Genomic DNA, 17,670 nt, shown 5'->3' with positions numbered 1-17,670 from the left:
CGGAATCCGGCTCGGCGCCGCGCAAACGCAACGGCTGTGGATCGCCGTTAGTTCCCCCGCGCCGCCGCCAGCGCGCCGGGCAATTCCTCGGCGAAGATGTCGAGCTCATGGTCGAGGCCGACGCTGACCCGGATGCAGCGGTCGAGCCGCGGCGCCATCGGCTTGCGGATGAAGACGTCGCGCGAGAGCAGCGCCTGCATCACCTTCAGCGCGAAGGCGCCGTCGCGGCCGCAGTCTATGGTGACGAAATTGGTCGCCGAGGGCAGCGGCTTCAGCCCGTTTTCCTCGGCGATGGCCGCAATGCGCCGGCGCCCCGCGGCCACGCGCGCCACCACCGAATTCAGATAGTCCTGATCGGCCAGCGCCTCGAGCCCGGCGATCTGCGCCATGCGGCTGACGCCGTAATGGTTGCGGATCTTTTCGAAGTCGCGGATCACTTCCCGTTCGGCCACCGCATAGCCGCAGCGGATGCCGGCAAGCCCATAGGCCTTGGAGAAGGTGCGCATGCGCACGACGTTCGGCCGCGCGACGTCGATCGGCGGTAGCGCCGAGGCCGGTCCGAGCTCGCCATAGGCCTCGTCCAGCACCAGCATGGTGGTTTCCGGCAGCGCCTCGATGAAGCCGACGACGTCCGGCGCCTCCCACCAGCTTCCCATCGGATTGTCCGGATTGGAGAGATAGACGAGCGGCGCTCTTTCCCTGGCGACAGCGGCAACCAGCCCGTCGAGGTCCTCCTTGTCGTTGGTGTAGGGAACCGTCACCAGCCGGCCGCCGACGCCGGCGATGTGGAAGTTGAAGGTGGGATAGGCGCCAAGCGAGGTCACCACCGCGTCGCCCGGCGCGACATACATGCGCGCGACAAGGCCGAGCAGTCCGTCAATGCCTTCGCCGACCACCACGTTCTCGACGCCGACATTGTGATGCGCGGCCGCCGCGACCTTCAGCTCGAAATTGTCGGGGTCGCAATACATCCACTGGTCGCGCGCGACGCTCTCCATGCGGGCAATCACGCGCGGCGAGGGCCCAAAGCTGCTTTCATTGGCGCCGATGCGGGCGCGGAAAGGCCGCCCGCGCTCGCGCTCCTGCGCCTCCGGCCCGACGAACGGCACCGTGCTGGGAAGCGCGCCGACGATCGGCGTAAGGGAAGGGCGCTGGCGCATGGCAAAGGCTCGGTTGAGAGGAGGCTTCTTGCTAGCGTGAGCGATGGAAGGACGCAAGCTGCGCCAGAACCATCGATTGCGCGGCTCAGGCTAGATTCCGCCGCTTGTTTTTGGTAGCGAGGCACCATGAACAATCGACTGCCGCCTGCTTGGTCAAAGCACATCAGATCCGGCCCTGCGCCGCAAGCCAAGTTGCCACAAGCCAGTTTGCTGAAAACAAATCTGCGCGCGCGAGAGAGAGCCGACGACGAGCTCCTGAAGCAAGCCTATGAACACCAGCAAGCCAAACGGCTGGACGAGGCTCAGGACTTATGCCTCCAAGTCCTTGCGCGCACTCCAAATCATCCTCTTGCTATGTACATTCTGGGGACAGTGTATGTAGGCTATGACGATGAAAAGTCTTTGCGATATTTCGCGCGAGCTGTCGGCGAGGAGCCTAAAAATCCTTACTACCATCTAAGTCTCGGCGACGTCTATGTAAAACTCAGCGAGTTTTCGTCAGCGATCAAGCACATAGAGTATGCACTGGACTTGCAGCCTGACCTTGTAGAAGCGCTTTGTTCTCTTGGCCGTGTTTATCTGGCGTTCGACAAGCCCGAGATGGCATTGCCGCTCTTCGAGAAGGCGTTGAAAACCAATCGCGACCATCCGAAGGTACGCATAGGGCTTGCTAATGCGCTCAGCAGCCTCGGGCGGATGGATGAAGCCGCTACCTACCTGAAGGAAGCGATCGATCGGCGGATTGAAGTGCCAACTGCCTATAACGATCTTGTACACACCCGCAAATTCGCGGAGGAGCCCGCGGAACTCCAATCCATTCTGCGCGAACTCGACAATTCAAAGCTGGGCGGCCAGTGCGCGGGGCAACTCCATCACGCGGCCGGCAAGGTTCTGAACGACCTCAAACGCTACGAACAGGCTTTTTTTCACTTTAACAAGGCGAAAGAGGCCTTAGGTTACAGGTTCGATGTCGACCAGTACCGGCGCTGGGTCGATTCGATGATCGAGATATTCACCCCAGACCTGCTAGCCGAAAGAGCAAGCTATGGAAATTCGTCCGAAGTGCCTGTTTTTGTTGTTGGCATGCCACGTTCGGGGACCACGCTTACTGAACAAATTTGCGCCAGCCATCCGTATGCGCACGGCGCGGGCGAACTTAGCAAGCTGAGGCGAGTTGCGAACGCAACCGGCCTACTAGATCGCTCTTCGGGCGACATGGCCCAATCGATCATGTCAATCACACCCGATCTTTCAAAAATGCTGGCGGATGAACACTTGGCTTATCTACGGGAGAGGGCACCCCATGCGGCGCGCGTCATCGATAAGATGCCGCACAATTTCGAAGTGGTAGGCCTCATCTGGCTTCTCTTCCCCAATGCGCGGGTCATTCATTGCCGTCGCGACGCCATCGATAATTGTGTTTCTTGCTTCATGTTGGCCTTTAGCGAAGGCCATAGCTACAATTGCGATTTGCGCACACTTGGACTTTACTATCGCGAGTATGATCGCTTGATGCGCCATTGGAACAGAGTTTTCCCGGGTCGTATTCTCGAAAATCGTTATGAGACGCTGATTGAAAACCAGGAGGAGCAGTCGCGCCGTCTGATAAACTATCTTGGGCTATCATGGGACGATGCATGCCTTCGCTTCTTCGAGAGGGATGGTGCGGTAAACACGTACAGTCGCTGGCAGGTTCGCCAGCCGATCTACAAATCTTCGGTGAAGCGCTGGAAGAACTATGAGCGCGAAATCCAGCCCCTGATCGAAGCGTTGGGTGACTTGGCGGAGATTTGACTGCCGCTGGCAAGGCTGCCCCATATCTCAATTTGGCCTCTGGCGCACATGGGTTGACAGAGTACGACCAAAACACCTTGGGCGACCTGGCGAGCTGTAATGCGCGCCGAAATTGATATGTCAGCGCAAATAATCTCCTCTGAAACGATGCCGCTTGCGGGAAGGGAACATCCAATCGGCGTAGAGGCAAGGTGCAGATGCGTGCCAAGGCTGGCAGTACCTGTGGGCCGATCAGACGGAGATGGATTGGGGCGCTGAACATCTATTTCAGCGGACCCGCATCGCATTGTGTTTACTGGATTCGGCCAGCCCCCTTTGCTAGCCAAAGGGATGAATAACCGACTGCCGCCTGCCTGGTCCAAACACCTCAAATCCGGCGTTACGCCGAAGTCCAGATGGCCCCAGGCAAGTCCGCCACAGCCGAGCCTTCAGAAGCAAGATTCGCTTGCCCGCGCACAGGCCGACGACGCTTTGCTGAAGAAAGCTTATGAGTGTCAACAGGCCAAACGCCTTGATGAAGCACAGGATTTATGCTTCCAGGTGCTGGCTCGAACGCCAAATCATCCGCTGGCCCTGTACATCATGGGCACCGTCTGTCTGGGTTACGATGATGAGGCGGCCTTGCGCTATTTCGCGCGTGCAGTCGGCGAGGAGCCTAGAAACCCCTACTACCATCTTAGCCTCGGCGAGGCCTATGGGAAGCTGAGTGAATTCTCAGCGGCCGTCAAACACATCCAATATGCCTTGCAAGTGCAGCCCGATCTGGTAGAGGCGCTTTGTGCCTTGGGGGGCGTTTACACCCAGTTCGACAAACCTGATCTTGCTTTGCCCCTGTATGAGAAGGCGCTGAGGATCAAGCGCGACCATCCCAAGGCGCGGATCGGAATAGCAGCCGCGCTCACTGGCCTTGGGCGCATGGATGAGGCCGCTTCTTATCTCAAGGAGGCGATCGAACGCCGCATCGACGTGGCGGCCGCCTACTACGACCTTGTGCAAACCCGAAAATTCACTGAGGAGCCCGCCGAATTCCAGTCGATCCTTCGCGAGTTGAACAGGCCGGGGCTTAAGCCGGAGGCTAAAGCGAGTCTCAACTACGCCGCCGGTAAAGTGGAGAACGACCTTAAGCGCTATGCGGCAGCCTTCGGCCACTTCAAGAAGGCGAAGCAAGCGGAAGGTCACAAATTCGACATCGATCGGTACCGTCGTTTCATAGACCTGACGATTGAAACGTTTACGCCGGATTTCTTTGCGGTAAGGTCCGGTTACGGCAATTCTTCCGAAGCGCCTGTGTTCGTGGTGGGCATGCCGCGCTCGGGCACCACGCTTACCGAACAGATATGCGCCAGTCATCCCGAGGTTCACGGGGCGGGAGAGTTGAGCAAGCTAAGGCGGGTGGCGAATGCAATCGGTCTGCAAGCCTCTGCCTCCGATTTTGATAAACCGATCACGACAATCACCGAGGGCTTGTCCAAGACGTTGGCAGAAGAGCATCTTTCCTATCTGCGGGAGCGCGCTCCGACGGCGCGGCGCATCATAGATAAGATGCCGCACAATTTCGAATTGGTTGGCCTTCTCAGCCTTCTCTTCCCTAAGGCGCGCATCATTCACTGTCGCCGCGATGCTATCGACAACTGCGTATCGTGCTACGTCCTGCCGTTCAGCTCGACGCACGGCTACAATACGGACCTGCAGACGCTCGGTCTCTACTATCGCGAGTACGATCGCTTGATGCGTCATTGGAACGAGGTGTTCTCAGGCCGCATCTTCGAGAATCGATATGAGACACTTGTGGAGGACCAAGAGGCGCAGTCGCGCCGGCTCATCGATTATCTCGGGTTGCCGTGGAATGATGCCTGCTTGCGCTTCTTCGACAGGGAAGGGGCGGTTACCACCCCCAGCCGCTGGCAGGTTCGTCAGCCGGTCTACAGATCCTCCGTGAGGCGCTGGAAGAATTTCGAAGCCGAGATCACCCCCCTGATTGGAGCCTTGGGTGACCTGGCCGAGCTTTGAATTCGATCGCCGGGCGCAGCCGCTCCGGCCAGCCAGTTGCTCGATCCGGAGATTCTGACGGCTTGGTCGTTTGCTTGAGGAAATGCGGCGACGCAAAGCCGGATCCGTTATGACCGTTCGCGCCCCCTTTGTCCTGCCGGACCTTCGGCAGCAACTGCGGGCCGGACTGAATATCTCCCCACAAGTCGCGAGATTGGCAGCTTCGGCATCCCGTTCCATGCTGCGACGTTGGCAATTGGCATATGCGGCGTGACATTCGATCAGCTCTCAAGTGATGGAGAGATGTCCGGCAGTACAGGAGCGGCTGTCCCCCCGGATTTTAGGAGCTCTCCACAGCCGCTACGCCGATATCGTGTCGAACGCCAAAGGCGGCTCGGACATTGCTGCAACACCCAAACTGCGCAGCGATTGGGGACCTCGACATGCACTCAAAACAGAAAAAACCCGGCGGTTGCCCGCCGGGTTTTCCTGTCTCCCCAGAAAATATCTGGTTCTAGAAGTCGCGCTGGAAACGGATGATACCGCCGACGCTGTTCTTCTTGGTGGCACCGGTCCAGTTGGAATTGTCCAAATCGCCGAACCTGCCATTGTGGAGGAAGTCAACTTCGGGCGTGATGGTGAGGCCGGGAACGACGGTGTAGGCAACGTTAGCTGCAATGCCGTAGTTCTTGAACTGATCGCCCGACACCTGGAGGTTGAAGGAGGCCTTGTCGCTGAACTTGTAAGTGCCGCCGGCCCAGAAGGCCCAATGGCCGCCCCATGGCTTGTAGAAGGAGCGAGCGAGTCCAACATCGCCAAGCTTGCCGTCGCTGCCGTAACCGAACATGCCGAACAGCGACAGTTCGTTGGTCACGTTCACATCCAGGCGAACCTTGCCGGATACGTTTTCGTAGTTGCTGTCGTAGGCAACGACACCGACGATGTCGCCCCAGCCCTGCGTGTACTTCACGCCGCCGACGACATGCGGAACATAGCTGTCGATCGTGCCAATTGCCCCGTCATATCGACCCGAACCCTCTTCCAGCGAGACCACTGCCGAGAAGCCGTTGCCGGCATCGAAGTAGTACTGGATTTCATTGGTCTGGAAGCCGCCGTAGGGGACCAGCGTGTCGTTGATGACGTTGCCGGCGTAACCGACGAAGGTGTCGAAAGCCGATTCGTCGAGACCGACGCGCAGTCCACCGAGCTGAACCCAGGCGAAGTGCAGGTCGAAGGTCTTGTTGCCGGCTTCGTTGTACTCAAAGTCCCCGTTGCGGTTGCCGAAATTCATGCGCATTTCGGTGTAGGTCTTCAACGTGCCGAGCTCGGTTTCCTGGCCGGTCCAGGTCTTGAGCGTGAAGCGGGTGTTTTTGAACCATGTGCCCTGGTCCTTGCCGGTTACGACATCGCTCGTGCGGGCGCCGTCGAACGAGCCGATGTCGCCACCAGCGGCGTCGTAGCGGACATAGCCGCCGATGCGCAGGCAGGTCTCGGTGCCGGGGATATAGAAGTAGCCGGCGCCGTACACGTCGCAGATCTTGACGTATTCAGCCGGTTCCGGCTCGGCGACGGTCACCGCGTCGGCGGCGCGAGCACCGGAAACTGCGATCAGGGCCGCAGCTGAGCCGAGAAGAAGGCTCTTGATGTTCATTTTCTGACCTCCAGTCAGAATCGAACGGCAGCGTCGATTTCACTCGACTGTCACCGGTGTCAGTGCTTTGTTATTGTTGTATTTTTTCCGAGTGGCCGCTACCACAGACGTTTGCTGGCGAACGCGTGCCCGGATCCCGATTTGAGATAGCGCTCGAACGAAGTCGCCTTTGCTCGGCTTGAAAAGGCCATGTAGGTCACGATTCGCCACGGGAAAATTTGGAAGTGTGACTGGACTTTCCGGCGTGATGCTCAGCAATTCGTCGCCGCAGGTCCGATGTTATGCCGATATAACGCTCGCCTACGAAAGCCTCGCTCTCAATCAGGTATACGTACCAAACGGACCGGCCCTCCTTCGCCAAGGCTTCGGAGGGCATCCTCTCCGCCATCCTGCTTCGCACGAACGGGGCTTGTCCTGCGTAGCTCGGAGAGCGAAGCAGGATGGCGGAGAGGATGGGATTCGAACCCACGAGAAGCTTTTGACCTCTACTCCCTTAGCAGGGGAGCGCCTTCGACCACTCGGCCACCTCTCCGTCGCGCCGCTGGATAAAGAAAAGCGGCGGCACAATCAACAAGCCCGCGCCGTAATCGCTGAAAATTCGACGCCGGCAGCAGGATGAGTGTTCCCATGCGGCGATTCCATGGCGATTCCCGGCCGGTGACTCGCAGCTGGCGCCGCAATTTCGGCCGCACATCGCCGGATTCGACCGGCTGCAAGGCCTTAATGGTTAATGAGAACTTTCGGAGTGAGGCCAAATCGTGTCATTTGTGCAACAACGTCCGGGGATAGCGTCCGGACTGGGCTTTCGCCGATACGATCATGGTTGAACGCGGCCGCCGCCTGGGTAAAGGTCTCGTTCGAAGGAGCGGCGCGGTGCGCATCTTTTTCGGTAAGTGGGGATGGGGCAGGGAACGCTGTCCTTCAGCAAAAAATACCCAGACCCGTTTTTTAACTTTTGACTGGAGGTCAGAAAATGAACATCAAGAGCCTTCTTCTCGGCTCAGCTGCGGCCCTGATCGCAGTTTCCGGTGCTCGCGCCGCCGACGCGGTGACCGTCGCCGAGCCGGAACCGGCTGAATACGTCAAGATCTGCGACGTCTACGGTTCGGGCTACTTCTACATCCCCGGCACCGAGACCTGCCTGCGCATCGGCGGTTACGTTCGTTACGACATTGGCCTTGGCGACATCGGCTCGTTCGACGGTGCCAAGGCTATCGACAAGGTCGATGGCGACGAGAACAGCACGTGGAAGAAAAATGCTCGCTTCACGCTGAAGACCTGGACCGGCCAGGAAACCGAACTCGGCACGTTGAAGACCTACACCGAGACCCGCTTCAACTTCGGCAATGGTCGCGGAACCACCGACGGAATTTATGGTGGTGTCGCCACCACCAATCCGGCTGGCAACAAGCCCGTGTCTTTGAACTTCGCCTGGATCCAGCTCGGCGGTCTCCGCGTCGGTAAGGACGAATCGGCCTTCGATACGTTCATCGGCTACGCCGGCAACGTTATCCAGGACACGATCGTTCCTTACGGCGGCTTCGACACCAACGTCGTGCAGTACTACTTCGACGCCGGCAACGGCTTCTCGGCAGTGGTCTCGCTCGAAGAGGGCTACGGCGACGTCTACACCATCGACAGCTATGTTCCGCATGTCGTCGGCGGTGTGAAGTGGACGCAGGGCTGGGGCGCCGTCACCGGTGTTTTGGCTTATGACAGCAATTACGAACAGGTGACCGGCAAGGTTCGCTTGGACGTCAACGTCAATGACCAGATCTCGCTGTTCGGCATGTTTGGCTATGGCAACGACGGCAAGCTCAACGATGATAATGTCATCGACGCTAATGGTCGCGGCTTCTACAAGATCTGGGGCGGTAACTGGGCTTGGTGGGCTGGCGGCACCTATAAGTTCAACGAGAAGACCTCGTTCAACCTCCAGGTGTCAGGTGACGACGACAAGAATTACGGCGTCGCGGCAAACGTTGCCTACGACGTTGTCCCGGGCTTCACGGTCACGGCCGAAGTTGACTGGAACCATTATGGCAACTTCGATACCCCGACCATTTATGGCAACTGGACCAACGCTGACAAGAAGAACAGCGTCGGCGGCATCCTCCGCTTCCAGCGTTCCTTCTAAGGGCTGGACTGCAACAACATGAAATCCGGCCCGGGCATCTCTGCGCCCGGGCCGTTTTGCTTTTCGCGATGGATCAACGCAACGAAAGGATGGGGGTGAAAACGGTAAGCTGATCGGGTCTGTATAGCGACTTTGTGGGATCCGCCGGCGGCGGATGGGGTCGGAGGCCAGACTCGAAAACTCTTGAAAGGATGCTCCCGAGCGGTTAGGGCTGGTCCCTTAACCACAGGGGGTGTGGCTAAAAATGTCGAACGAAGCGATTCAAGAGGGGGAGCCCTCTGGTCATTTTGCGGTGTTTTCTTCTCAGAATTCGAAGTTTAGGTACACCTATAACAAGATCCGGGAAGTAAAATCGTACAGGGTCAGTGAGCTCTTTACAGCATACCGGGATATACTCTGGGATGATGGGCGGCATAAATACAATGTCAGCTCATTCATCGGTGAAATAGACGAGATCCTTCTGGGAGAGCGTTTCAGCACCTTTGACCAGAACACCCTGGACAATCTTATCGGTACCTTGCGCCAGCGCGGGAACAGCAACGCAACCATCAATCGCAAGATGGCTGCACTCAGCAAGCTGCTGCGCAAGGCTCATAAGATGGGAGATATCCACAGCCTGCCCGAGTTCCGCCGCCAGAAGGAGCGGGCGGGACGGATTCGTTTCCTCGAAAGGGACGAAGAGACAAGGCTGTTCGCCGCCATCAAGAGCCGCAGCGAAGATGCCTACCGACTTTCGGTCTTCCTAGTCGACACCGGCTGCCGCCTCGGCGAGGCGCTTGGCCTGATCTGGAACGACATCCAGGAACACCGCGTCAGCTTCTGGATCACAAAGTCGGGCCGCAGCCGCACCATCCCGATGACCGAACGGGTCAAGGAGGTGATCAAGCTGCCGCCGACCACCGAAGGTCGCCGGCCGAAGGGTCCGTTCACCAAGCTCACCCAGGCGCAGTACCGCGCCATCTGGAACGAGGCGAAGGCCGAAGTCGGTCTAGGCGCCGATGAGCAAGTGGTGCCGCATATCCTGCGCCACACCTGCGCTTCGCGACTCGTCCAGGGCGGCATCGACATCCGGCGCGTGCAGATGTGGCTCGGCCACCAGACGCTGTCGATGACCATGCGGTACGCGCACCTCGCCACCAACGACCTCGATGGCTGCGTCGTCGTGCTTGAGAAGCCGCGCGCCGAAGAGGCGCCGCGGCCCGCAGAGAACTCGGTGTTTGCGTCCCCGTTGACCACCCCGTCATCCGCCAAAGCCGCCCGCAAGGAGAGCGGCTCGGAGCCCGCGAAGGCACGCCGCAAGAGCTCGAAGGGCAAATAGGCGCGCGCCACGCGTCGGGAAATCTACATTTCAAAAACAAGCCCGGGGCGGAGTTAGTCTCGGGCTTTACTTTACGTGGACTTGGCTTCGGCGCGATCGAGGAAATCCGCAATCTTCTTCGGCAGGTTGCCGGTTTCCAGGAAGGGCGCGTGTCCCTGGCCTTCGACCGTGATCGTCTCCATGCCGGGATGACGCTTTGTCATCTCCTCGATCGTCGCGGTGGAGAGAAGCGTCGAATTGCCGCCGCGTATGGCGAGCAACGGCACGGCGGCAAGCGCGTTGAACTGTGGCCAAAGATCCGGCAGTGGCTTGCTGAAGTCGACATTGGCCAGGGTCTCGACCAGGGCAGGATCGAAATCGGGCACCAGCCCGGCATCCGTGTCGCGGCAGATGGCGCCAACCATACGCGCCCAGTCGGCATCGGTGAGCGCCGGGAAGCCGCCACCATGCACGCGCCGCTGCGCATCGACTGCCTCGGCGAATGTCTTCGGCCTCGGCGCGCGATCGAGATATGAGCGGATATGGGCCAGACCTTCCGCCTCGATCACCGGGCCGATATCGTTGAGGACAATGGCTTTCAACGCGGCCGGCTTCAGCGCGCCGAGCACATGGATGATCAGTCCGCCGCGCGAGGTGCCGATGAAGCCAGCCTCTTCGATACCCAGCGCTGACAAGCCAGCGAGCACGTCGCCGGCTTCGACGCCGACATTGTAGTGGCTGATGTCGGGATCGTAGTCGGATCGGCCACGGCCGCGATAGTCGAAAGCGACGACCTTGCGCGGCGTCTTCGCCTTGCCGGAGAGGTAAAGCGCGAGTTCATGGAAGTCGCGCGCATTGCGGGTGAGGCCGGACAGGCAGACGACCGGCCAGCCACCGCTGTTCGCCTCGCCATAAATGCGGGCATGCAGTTTCAGCCCATCGGGTGCGGCATAGAAGAAGTCGTAGAAACCGTCGCTCGCCATCCGGATGCTGCTCCTCGCTGAGGTGACCGACAGCTACAGGCGAGGGCGGCCGCGGTCAAAACATTGGATGCGGGAGGTTTCCGGCAGGACAGAGGGGGGCGCGAAGGATCGCCAACCTGAGGCTTGCATACGCCCGCCGGCCCTCAACTGCGCCCGTTCACCAAATCCCCGACGATGTCGTATTTGCCGGAAATACGCATCTTGTAGACTTCATAATTCTCCATCACGCGCTGCACGTAACTTCTTGTTTCTGTGTATGGGATCCGCTCGACCCAGTCGACGACGGCGTCCACGTCCTTGCCGCGCGGATCACCATATTTCGCCACCCACTGGGCGGCGCGGTTTGGGCCGGCATTGTACCCGGCGAAGGTCAGCACATAGGAGCCGTTGAAGCGGTCGAGCTGCTCGCCGAGGAAGGCTGACCCCAGCGTCGCGTTGTAACCGGCATCGGTCGTCAGCCGCGTTTGCGAGAAGGTCATGCCGGCCTTCTTCGCCAGTTGCTTGGCGGTACCCGGCATCAACTGCAAGAGGCCGCGCGCGCCGGCGCTGGAAATCGCCGCGACATTGAACTCGCTCTCCTGGCGGGCGATGGCATAGGCCAGCGCCTTGCCGGAGCCGGAGATATCGGCCGAATCGGGAATGACACCCAACGGATGCGAAAGCGCACCCACATCGATGCCGCGCTGGGCGGCGATCTTGCCGACCTTCAGCGCCATGAAATGGTTGCCCTGTTTTTCGGCAAGCCCCGCCAGCAGCGCAAGCTCGCCGGGGCTGGTCAGCTGCCCCGCGAGGTCGCGGTAGAGCGTCTCGGCATAGCGGTCATAGCCTGCCTCCTGCAGCCGCTTGATCGCTTTCACCGCCTCGCGGCCCTCGAAGCTTTGGCGGTCGGCCGCGCTGGGCGTGGGATGGACGATGCTCAAGGTTCTGAGGCCCACACGCTCGCCGGCAAGCTGGCCGTAGAAGGTGGTGCCGTAGCTGGCTGCCCGGGTGAAATAGTCCTTGGCGCTGCCCGCGCCGCCGACTTCCGCGGCGCGGCCAAGCCAGTAATAGGCGCCTGGGCGAGCTCGGCGATGCGTGAAAAATGCGAGGCGGCCGCTGCCGGGTCGTTGAGACCGCGCAATGCATACCAGCCGGCATGGAACTCGGCTTCCGCGGCGCTGGCCGCGCTTTCGGCCGCATGCATGGAGGCAATCTTGTAGGCGGTCTTTATGTCGCCCTGATCGACCAGCTCGCGCGAAAGAACGCGCCGCTCCACCCACCAGGCATCGGGATCGACCAGCGCGTCGCGATTGGTCGGCGCCTTCATCACGACTGCCGCGGCATCGGCAACTTTTTGCTGCTTGCGCAGATATTCTGCCTCGGCGAAGAAATAGCCGGCCGAACGCTGCGTCGCCGGCACCGCCTTCAACAGTTTCGCCGCGTTTTTTTCGCCTTTATCGACCGCCACCCAGGCATCCGCCAGTTGCTGGGCGCCGGCAAGGCCGGCGACGCGCAGCGCCGAGGACGGCCGGTCGGCATAGAACATGCGCTCCATGCGATAGCGATGATCGGCCGCGGGGATCAGCGTGCCGAATTCCTTGATGATGGAAGTTTCGACCTGGGCATCCAGCTTCTCCGTGCGCCAGAAGGGCACCAGCACCGCGCGCGCCGCCGCTTGATCGCCCAGCGCCACCTGCGAGCGGGCAAGGATGATCACGCCTTCCGGCGTCAGCGGCTGGCTGCGGCCGAAGGCCCGCACCACCACTGGCGGCGGCGGGTTCTCGCGATAGAGCGCGCGCTCGCTGTTCCTGCGCAGCGCGATCGTGCCCGGCCATCCAGGCAGCATCTTGGCGGCATCGGCGATTTCGCCGCTCGGCACCTGGTCGCCGCCATACAGCGCGATCGCCCAGGCCAGAATGTGCCGGTCGAGCGAGGTGGAGGGCAACGTGTCGCGGGCATTGCGCGCCGCGGCGATGTTGTTCACCGCGACCGCGTCGAGTCCGCTCTTCAATTGCCCGATGCTGGACGGAGGCTGAAGCTGCTGCGCCTGGTCCGCGGCCGACGGCGAGCCCGGCGCGGCAATCGCCGCCGTCACGCGCACGTCGACGCTGCCGCCGATCGCCATACCCGGTATCAGCGCGACAGCCGCGCTCAAAAGCGCGAACAGATGAGGCCGACTTGTCGGCATTGTTCCACCCCGGCACATTGTCAGCAGGCAGGGCCTTCGAGGCCGACCCGGAGCCTAAACTTAGGTCGTGAAAGGCTCGTAAACAAAAGGTTATCGAGGCCGTTCGAATTACGCTTGCTGGCACTACAGCAATGCTTGCCGCTGAACCGTGTCGAGACTATGGTGCGCGGCTTCGCTTTCGATTAGAAGGCGCGGGAATTTACGCATCGACAAAACGCTGATGCATGTCGCACAAAGTGGGCACCCGGCTTTGGGAGAACGACATGCTTGGACCAACAAAGTCCCAAGGAGTTTGGACAATATGCTGAGAGGCTCGCTGACTGCGCTCGTGACACCGTTTGAAAAGAGCGGGCGTTTCGACGAGAAAGCCTTTCGCGCGTTTGTCGAATGGCAGATCGCCGAGGGCACCAAGGGCCTCGTGCCCGTCGGCACCACCGGCGAGTCGCCGACGCTGTCGCATGACGAGCACCGCAATGTCGTCAAGGTCTGCATCGAGGTCGCCAGGGGCAGGGTTCCAGTTGTGGCCGGTGCCGGCTCCAACAACACCGAGGAAGCCGTCGGCCTGGTGCAGTATGCCGAAAAGTCAGGCGCCGATGCAGCCCTGGTCGTCACGCCTTATTACAACAAGCCGACCCAGCGCGGCCTCTACGAGCATTTCGCAGCCGTTGCCAGGGCAACGAAGCTGCCGATCATCATCTACAACATCCCGCCGCGCTCGGTGATCGACATGACCCCGGAGACGATGGGCAGGCTGCGCCACGACTTCAAGAACATCGCCGGCGTCAAGGATGCGACCGGCAAGGTCGAGCGCGTCTCGGAACAGCGCATGACCTGCGGCAAGGATTTCATCCAGCTTTCCGGTGAGGATGCGTCCGCGCTCGGCTTCAACGCGCATGGCGGCGTCGGCTGCATCTCGGTGACGTCGAACGTCGCGCCGCGCCTTTGCGCCGAGTTCCAGGAAGCGACGCTCTCCGGCGACAGCGCCAAGGCGCTAGAACTGCAGGATCGTCTCCTGCCGCTGCATAAAGCAATTTTCGTGGAGCCCGGCGTGTCCGGCGCCAAATACGCCCTGTCGAAGCTGGGCAAGGTCGAGAACGTGGTCCGCTCGCCGCTGGTGACGGTCGAAGCTTCGACCGCCGAGAAGCTCGACGCGGCGCTGAAGCACGCCGGCTTGATTAATTAGGGATGAGGCGCCACCTCTCCGCATTATGAATCAAGTCAAGAAAGCCGACCCCAACAACAGGACGGTCGCCGAAAACCGCAAGGCGCGCTTTTCCTACGAGGTGCTCGACACGATCGAGACCGGCTTGGTGCTGACCGGCACCGAGGTCAAGTCGCTGCGCCAGGGCCAGGCCAACATCCAGGAGAGCTACGCCTCCGCCGAAGGCGGCGAGATCTGGCTGATCAATTCCTATCTGCCGGAATATCTCCAGGCCAACCGCTTCAACCACGAGCCGCGCCGGCGCCGTAAGCTGCTCGTCAGCAAGCGCGAGATGGCCAAACTTGCGCAGAGCGTGGAGCGCGAAGGCATGACGCTGGTGCCGCTGAAAATCTATTTCAACGATCGCGGCCGCGCCAAGCTCCTGCTCGCCATCGCCCGCGGCAAGAAGCTGCACGACAAGCGCGAGACCGAAAAGCAGCGCGACTGGTCGCGCGAGAAGGGACGGCTCCTTAAGGGGCGCGGATAAAGCCACCTTCGATATGCGGGGCAAGGCGAGCAGGGAGCCAAGGCTTGAGGAACGGCTTGATTGCCCTGGCCCTGGCTTTCGTCTTTCTGGCGCTTGCCACATGGGCAGAGGGCTTCTTCCGGCACCGTGCTTTCCCGCCGGATCGCGGCAAATTCCCCTTAAGGGGCATCGATGTTTCGCATCACCAGGGCAGGATCGACTGGCCGCGCGTCGCGGCCGACGATGTCGTCTTCGCCATCATCAAGGCGACGGAAGGTGGTGACTATGTCGATGACGCCTTTGCTGAGAATTTGCGCCAGGCCCGCGCGGCTGGCCTCGCTGTCGGCGCCTATCATTTCTTCACCTTCTGCCGCCCGGGTGCCGACCAGGCCAGGAATTTCATCTCGGTCGTGCCGCGCGGCGAGCAGCTCTTGCCGCCGGTGGTCGACATCGAGTTCCACGGCAATTGCCCGCGACGCCCTTCGCCCGCCGAGCTGAACGCCGAACTGCTGGCATTCCTTGGCCCGGTCGAGGCGGCTTACGGCAAGCCGGCCATTTTCTATATTACCGATGAGACGGCGCCGACCTATGCCGCTCATATCGCGGTTCGACAGCGCTGGCTGCGCTCTGTGCGGGGGCCGCTGAACGAAGACGACTGGGTCTATTGGCAATATCTCGACACAGGCCGTGTCGACGGCATCGACGGCGACGTCGACCTGAATGTGCTGAAGGGCGGGCCGGCGAGGCTCTCGGAGCTGTTCGCCGCTGCGCCTGACTCTAGCTCTTCAGGAACGCCGCTATCTCCTTGAAGACATCGACGAACATCGCTTCCGTCAGGACACCGGTGTTGGTGTTGTAGCGCGAGCAGTGATAGCTGGAGAACAGCGTGATGCCGCCGGCCTGCTGGCGTCCGCCGTGGCGGAACGGAAGGGTGGCGACTCGCCCGCCCAGCGCCCGCACCGTCGATTGATGCGCGATCGAGCCCAGCGTCAGGATGGCCCGCAGATTGGCAAAGCGCGCGATCGTCGGTTTGAGGAAGGTCCGGCAGGTGGCGATCTCGGCGCCGACCGGCTTGTTTTCCGGCGGCACGCATCGCACCGCATTGGTGATCGCGGTGCCGACGAGCTCCAGCCCGTCATCGGGCCTGGCCTTGAATTCCCCGCGCGCCAACCCTTGAGCGATCAGCGTTGCGTAGAGCAGGTCGCCGGCATAGTCGCCGGTGAAGGGACGCCCGGTGCGGTTGGCGCCGCGCAGGCCGGGCGCCAGCCCGACGATGAGGAGCCTGACCGAGTCCTCGCCCTCCGGCGGCAGGAAGGTCGGCACCGGTGCATTGAACCAGCCCGGCTCGCGCTGGCGCCAGACGGCGATGAAGTCGTGCAGCCGCGGGCAAAGCGGACAATCGCGGTCAGGCTCGGGGGAGGGCGCGGCGCTCAAGGCTGCCGCGCTCAATAATCGTCCTCGTCGGCTTCAGCCGGCTCAGGCCGGCGGACCGGCCGTTCCGATGGATCGCGGCCGACTTCATTCTTCAGCGTCATGAGGTCGATGAAGTGGTCGGCCTGGCGGCGCAGGTCGTCGGAGATCATCGGCGGCTGCGAGGCCATGGTCGAGATGATCGACACCTTGCGGCCACGCCGCTGCAGCGCCTCGACCAGCGTGCGGAAGTCGCCGTCGCCGGAGAAGATGACATAGTGGTCGACGACATCGGCAAGCTCCAGCGCATCGACGGTGAGCTCGATGTCCATGTTGCCCTTGATCTTGCGCCGGCCGGTCGAGTCGGTGAACTCCTTGGCTGGCTTGGTCACCACCTTGAAGCCGTTATAGTCCAGCCAGTCGATCAGCGGCCGGATCGAGGAATATTCCTGATCCTCGACCAGCGCGGTGTAGTAATAGGCCCTGAGCAGGTAGCCGCGTTTCTGAAAGCTCGACAGAAGCTTGCGGTAGTCGATGTCGAAGCCCAGCGCCCGCGAGGTGGCGTAGAGGTTGGCGCCGTCGATGAAAAGAGCGATCTTTTCACGGGGATCGAACATTGAAAAATATCCCTTTTCAAAAATTTCTGTCGTCTAAAAGGACGTGACGGGTAGGCCCGATAATGGTCCCTCTTCCCGCCCCTTTCGAGATAACGCCAGATTTATGGATATCCAAGGGCAGGGCGCGCATTGCAAGCAATTGTGATCGGCACTAGGTAAGCATGGCGAGGTCCGGTATTGAGCCGGGCAAGGGCTCGTGCTTCGGCGGTGTCCGCCATAAAGCTTGTATTTCGGCGGCGTCCTTGTTATGGAGCCCGCCAGTTTTCCATCAAATCCACGCATGAAAGGGGCAGTCCATGGCCCGCGTAACCGTTGAAGATTGCATCGACAAGGTCGACAACCGTTTCGAGCTCGTGCTGCTCGCCGGCCACCGTGCCCGCCAGATCAGCCAGGGCGCGCAGATCACCGTTCCTCGCGACAATGACAAGAATCCGGTCATTGCGCTGCGCGAGATCGCCGACGAGACGCTGTCGCCGGACGACCTCAAGGAAGACCTGATCCACTCGCTGCAGAAGCATGTCGAGGTCGACGAGCCGGAGGCCGAGGGCGAGGCCATCGCCGACCAGACCGGCGCTGCCACCGCTGCTGCCGACACCGACGATGCCGAAGAGAACATCGCCTTCGACCGCATGAGCGAGGAAGATCTGCTGGCCGGCATCGAGGGTCTGGTGCCGCCGGAAAAGAGCGACGACTACTAAGCTCTTGGACACGGGCCTGGATCAAGCATCCGGGACTTCCGTATCGTCAGTTTCGTGGCTATCTATGGGATGCGTCGCACGCCGGTGCGGCGCATCAATC

General features: G+C 60.9%; 13 protein-coding genes, 1 tRNA gene and 2 pseudogenes. 8 read left to right on the top strand and 8 right to left on the bottom strand.

From position 1 onward, the window contains the following. Positions 1-47: 47 nt before the first annotated feature. Positions 48-1,160 carry a pyridoxal phosphate-dependent aminotransferase gene (locus CK224_RS09110; RefSeq protein ID WP_095781536.1) on the bottom strand — a complete coding sequence of 371 codons (1,113 nt, stop codon included), beginning with the start codon at positions 1,158-1,160 and terminating at the stop codon, positions 48-50. 126 nt (positions 1,161-1,286) lie between these two features. Between CK224_RS09110 and CK224_RS09105 the strand changes: the two genes are divergently transcribed. Beyond that, positions 1,287-2,954 carry a sulfotransferase gene (locus CK224_RS09105; protein WP_095781535.1) on the top strand — a complete coding sequence of 556 codons (1,668 nt, stop codon included), beginning with the start codon at positions 1,287-1,289 and terminating at the stop codon, positions 2,952-2,954. Between the two features lie 330 nt (positions 2,955-3,284). After that, entirely contained in the window at positions 3,285-4,964 is a 1,680-nt protein-coding gene (locus CK224_RS09100) for a sulfotransferase (RefSeq protein WP_095781534.1), read from the top strand. A gap of 493 nt (positions 4,965-5,457) precedes the next feature. On the opposite strand, the gene CK224_RS09095 is transcribed toward CK224_RS09100, so the two are convergent. The 3 genes and pseudogenes from CK224_RS09095 to CK224_RS09085 all read right to left on the bottom strand — a co-directional run bounded on the left by CK224_RS09095 (position 5,458) and on the right by CK224_RS09085 (position 7,126). Beyond that, a complete protein-coding gene (locus CK224_RS09095; RefSeq protein ID WP_095781533.1) occupies positions 5,458-6,594 on the bottom strand; it encodes a porin in 1,137 nt (378 codons plus the stop codon). 98 nt (positions 6,595-6,692) lie between these two features. Then, positions 6,693-6,970: pseudogene (locus CK224_RS09090) on the bottom strand (GIY-YIG nuclease family protein). A 65-nt stretch (positions 6,971-7,035) separates the two neighbouring features. Next, positions 7,036-7,126: transfer RNA gene (locus CK224_RS09085), tRNA-Ser, on the bottom strand. A 441-nt stretch (positions 7,127-7,567) separates the two neighbouring features. Here CK224_RS09085 and CK224_RS09080 point away from each other — a divergent pair. Both CK224_RS09080 and CK224_RS09075 read left to right on the top strand, forming a co-directional pair. Further along, positions 7,568-8,731: a porin gene (locus CK224_RS09080; RefSeq protein WP_095781532.1), complete on the top strand. Its 1,164-nt coding sequence runs from the start codon at positions 7,568-7,570 to the stop codon at positions 8,729-8,731. A 244-nt stretch (positions 8,732-8,975) separates the two neighbouring features. Beyond that, positions 8,976-10,049, top strand: a complete 1,074-nt coding sequence (locus CK224_RS09075) for a site-specific integrase (RefSeq protein WP_095781531.1) — start codon at positions 8,976-8,978, stop codon at positions 10,047-10,049. A 71-nt stretch (positions 10,050-10,120) separates the two neighbouring features. Here the strand turns inward: CK224_RS09075 and CK224_RS09070 are convergent, their stop codons facing one another. Both CK224_RS09070 and CK224_RS09065 read right to left on the bottom strand, forming a co-directional pair. Further along, positions 10,121-11,011, bottom strand: a complete 891-nt coding sequence (locus tag CK224_RS09070) for an alpha/beta hydrolase (RefSeq protein WP_095781530.1) — start codon at positions 11,009-11,011, stop codon at positions 10,121-10,123. A gap of 143 nt (positions 11,012-11,154) precedes the next feature. Continuing rightward, positions 11,155-13,178: pseudogene (locus tag CK224_RS09065) on the bottom strand (lytic transglycosylase domain-containing protein). A gap of 301 nt (positions 13,179-13,479) precedes the next feature. Between CK224_RS09065 and dapA the strand changes: the two are divergent. The 3 genes from dapA (at position 13,480) to CK224_RS09050 (ending at position 15,654) form a co-directional block, all read left to right on the top strand. Then, complete coding sequence (dapA, locus tag CK224_RS09060; RefSeq protein ID WP_095777859.1) at positions 13,480-14,361, top strand: 4-hydroxy-tetrahydrodipicolinate synthase; 882 nt, start codon at positions 13,480-13,482, stop codon at positions 14,359-14,361. Between the two features lie 25 nt (positions 14,362-14,386). After that, positions 14,387-14,866 carry an SsrA-binding protein SmpB gene (gene smpB / locus CK224_RS09055; protein WP_095781529.1) on the top strand — a complete coding sequence of 160 codons (480 nt, stop codon included), beginning with the start codon at positions 14,387-14,389 and terminating at the stop codon, positions 14,864-14,866. A gap of 86 nt (positions 14,867-14,952) precedes the next feature. Continuing rightward, positions 14,953-15,654 (top strand): glycoside hydrolase family 25 protein, encoded by a 702-nt coding sequence (locus CK224_RS09050; RefSeq protein ID WP_245425909.1) that lies wholly within the window; start codon positions 14,953-14,955, stop codon positions 15,652-15,654. On the opposite strand, the gene CK224_RS09045 is transcribed toward CK224_RS09050, so the two are convergent. Together CK224_RS09045 and CK224_RS09040 are read right to left on the bottom strand one after the other, a co-directional pair. Beyond that, positions 15,623-16,294, bottom strand: a complete 672-nt coding sequence (locus tag CK224_RS09045) for a uracil-DNA glycosylase (protein ID WP_176477890.1) — start codon at positions 16,292-16,294, stop codon at positions 15,623-15,625. The genes CK224_RS09050 and CK224_RS09045 overlap by 32 nt on opposite strands. Next, positions 16,291-16,872 (bottom strand): NYN domain-containing protein, encoded by a 582-nt coding sequence (locus CK224_RS09040; protein WP_066997475.1) that lies wholly within the window; start codon positions 16,870-16,872, stop codon positions 16,291-16,293. Before CK224_RS09040 ends, CK224_RS09045 begins: the two co-directional genes overlap by 4 nt. A 296-nt stretch (positions 16,873-17,168) precedes the next feature. On the opposite strand from CK224_RS09040, the gene rpoZ reads away from it, so the two are divergent. Further along, the gene (rpoZ, locus tag CK224_RS09035; RefSeq protein ID WP_066997473.1) at positions 17,169-17,570 is read left to right on the top strand and encodes a DNA-directed RNA polymerase subunit omega; all 402 of its coding nucleotides are present in this window, start codon (positions 17,169-17,171) and stop codon (positions 17,568-17,570) included. Positions 17,571-17,670: the final 100 nt, after the last annotated feature.

Origin of the sequence: Mesorhizobium sp. WSM3862, assembly GCF_002294985.1 — a bacterium.
Taxonomy (GTDB): Bacteria; Pseudomonadota; Alphaproteobacteria; order Rhizobiales; family Rhizobiaceae; genus Mesorhizobium.
This window is presented reverse-complemented; position numbering and strand designations above follow the sequence as displayed.

Bases quoted from the DNA above. Each gene is read 5' to 3' on its own strand.
- CK224_RS09095 (WP_095781533.1), bottom strand. From the start codon at position 6,594: ATGAACATCAAGAGCCTTCTTCTCGGCTCAGCTGCGGCCCTGATCGCA.
- CK224_RS09105 (WP_095781535.1), top strand. From the start codon at position 1,287: ATGAACAATCGACTGCCGCCTGCTTGGTCAAAGCACATCAGATCCGGC.
- rpoZ (WP_066997473.1), top strand. From the start codon at position 17,169: ATGGCCCGCGTAACCGTTGAAGATTGCATCGACAAGGTCGACAACCGT.
- CK224_RS09075 (WP_095781531.1), top strand. From the start codon at position 8,976: ATGTCGAACGAAGCGATTCAAGAGGGGGAGCCCTCTGGTCATTTTGCG.
- CK224_RS09100 (WP_095781534.1), top strand. From the start codon at position 3,285: ATGAATAACCGACTGCCGCCTGCCTGGTCCAAACACCTCAAATCCGGC.
- CK224_RS09070 (WP_095781530.1), bottom strand. From the start codon at position 11,011: ATGGCGAGCGACGGTTTCTACGACTTCTTCTATGCCGCACCCGATGGG.
- CK224_RS09040 (WP_066997475.1), bottom strand. From the start codon at position 16,872: ATGTTCGATCCCCGTGAAAAGATCGCTCTTTTCATCGACGGCGCCAAC.
- CK224_RS09110 (WP_095781536.1), bottom strand. From the start codon at position 1,160: ATGCGCCAGCGCCCTTCCCTTACGCCGATCGTCGGCGCGCTTCCCAGC.
- dapA (WP_095777859.1), top strand. From the start codon at position 13,480: ATGCTGAGAGGCTCGCTGACTGCGCTCGTGACACCGTTTGAAAAGAGC.
- smpB (WP_095781529.1), top strand. From the start codon at position 14,387: ATGAATCAAGTCAAGAAAGCCGACCCCAACAACAGGACGGTCGCCGAA.
- CK224_RS09080 (WP_095781532.1), top strand. From the start codon at position 7,568: ATGAACATCAAGAGCCTTCTTCTCGGCTCAGCTGCGGCCCTGATCGCA.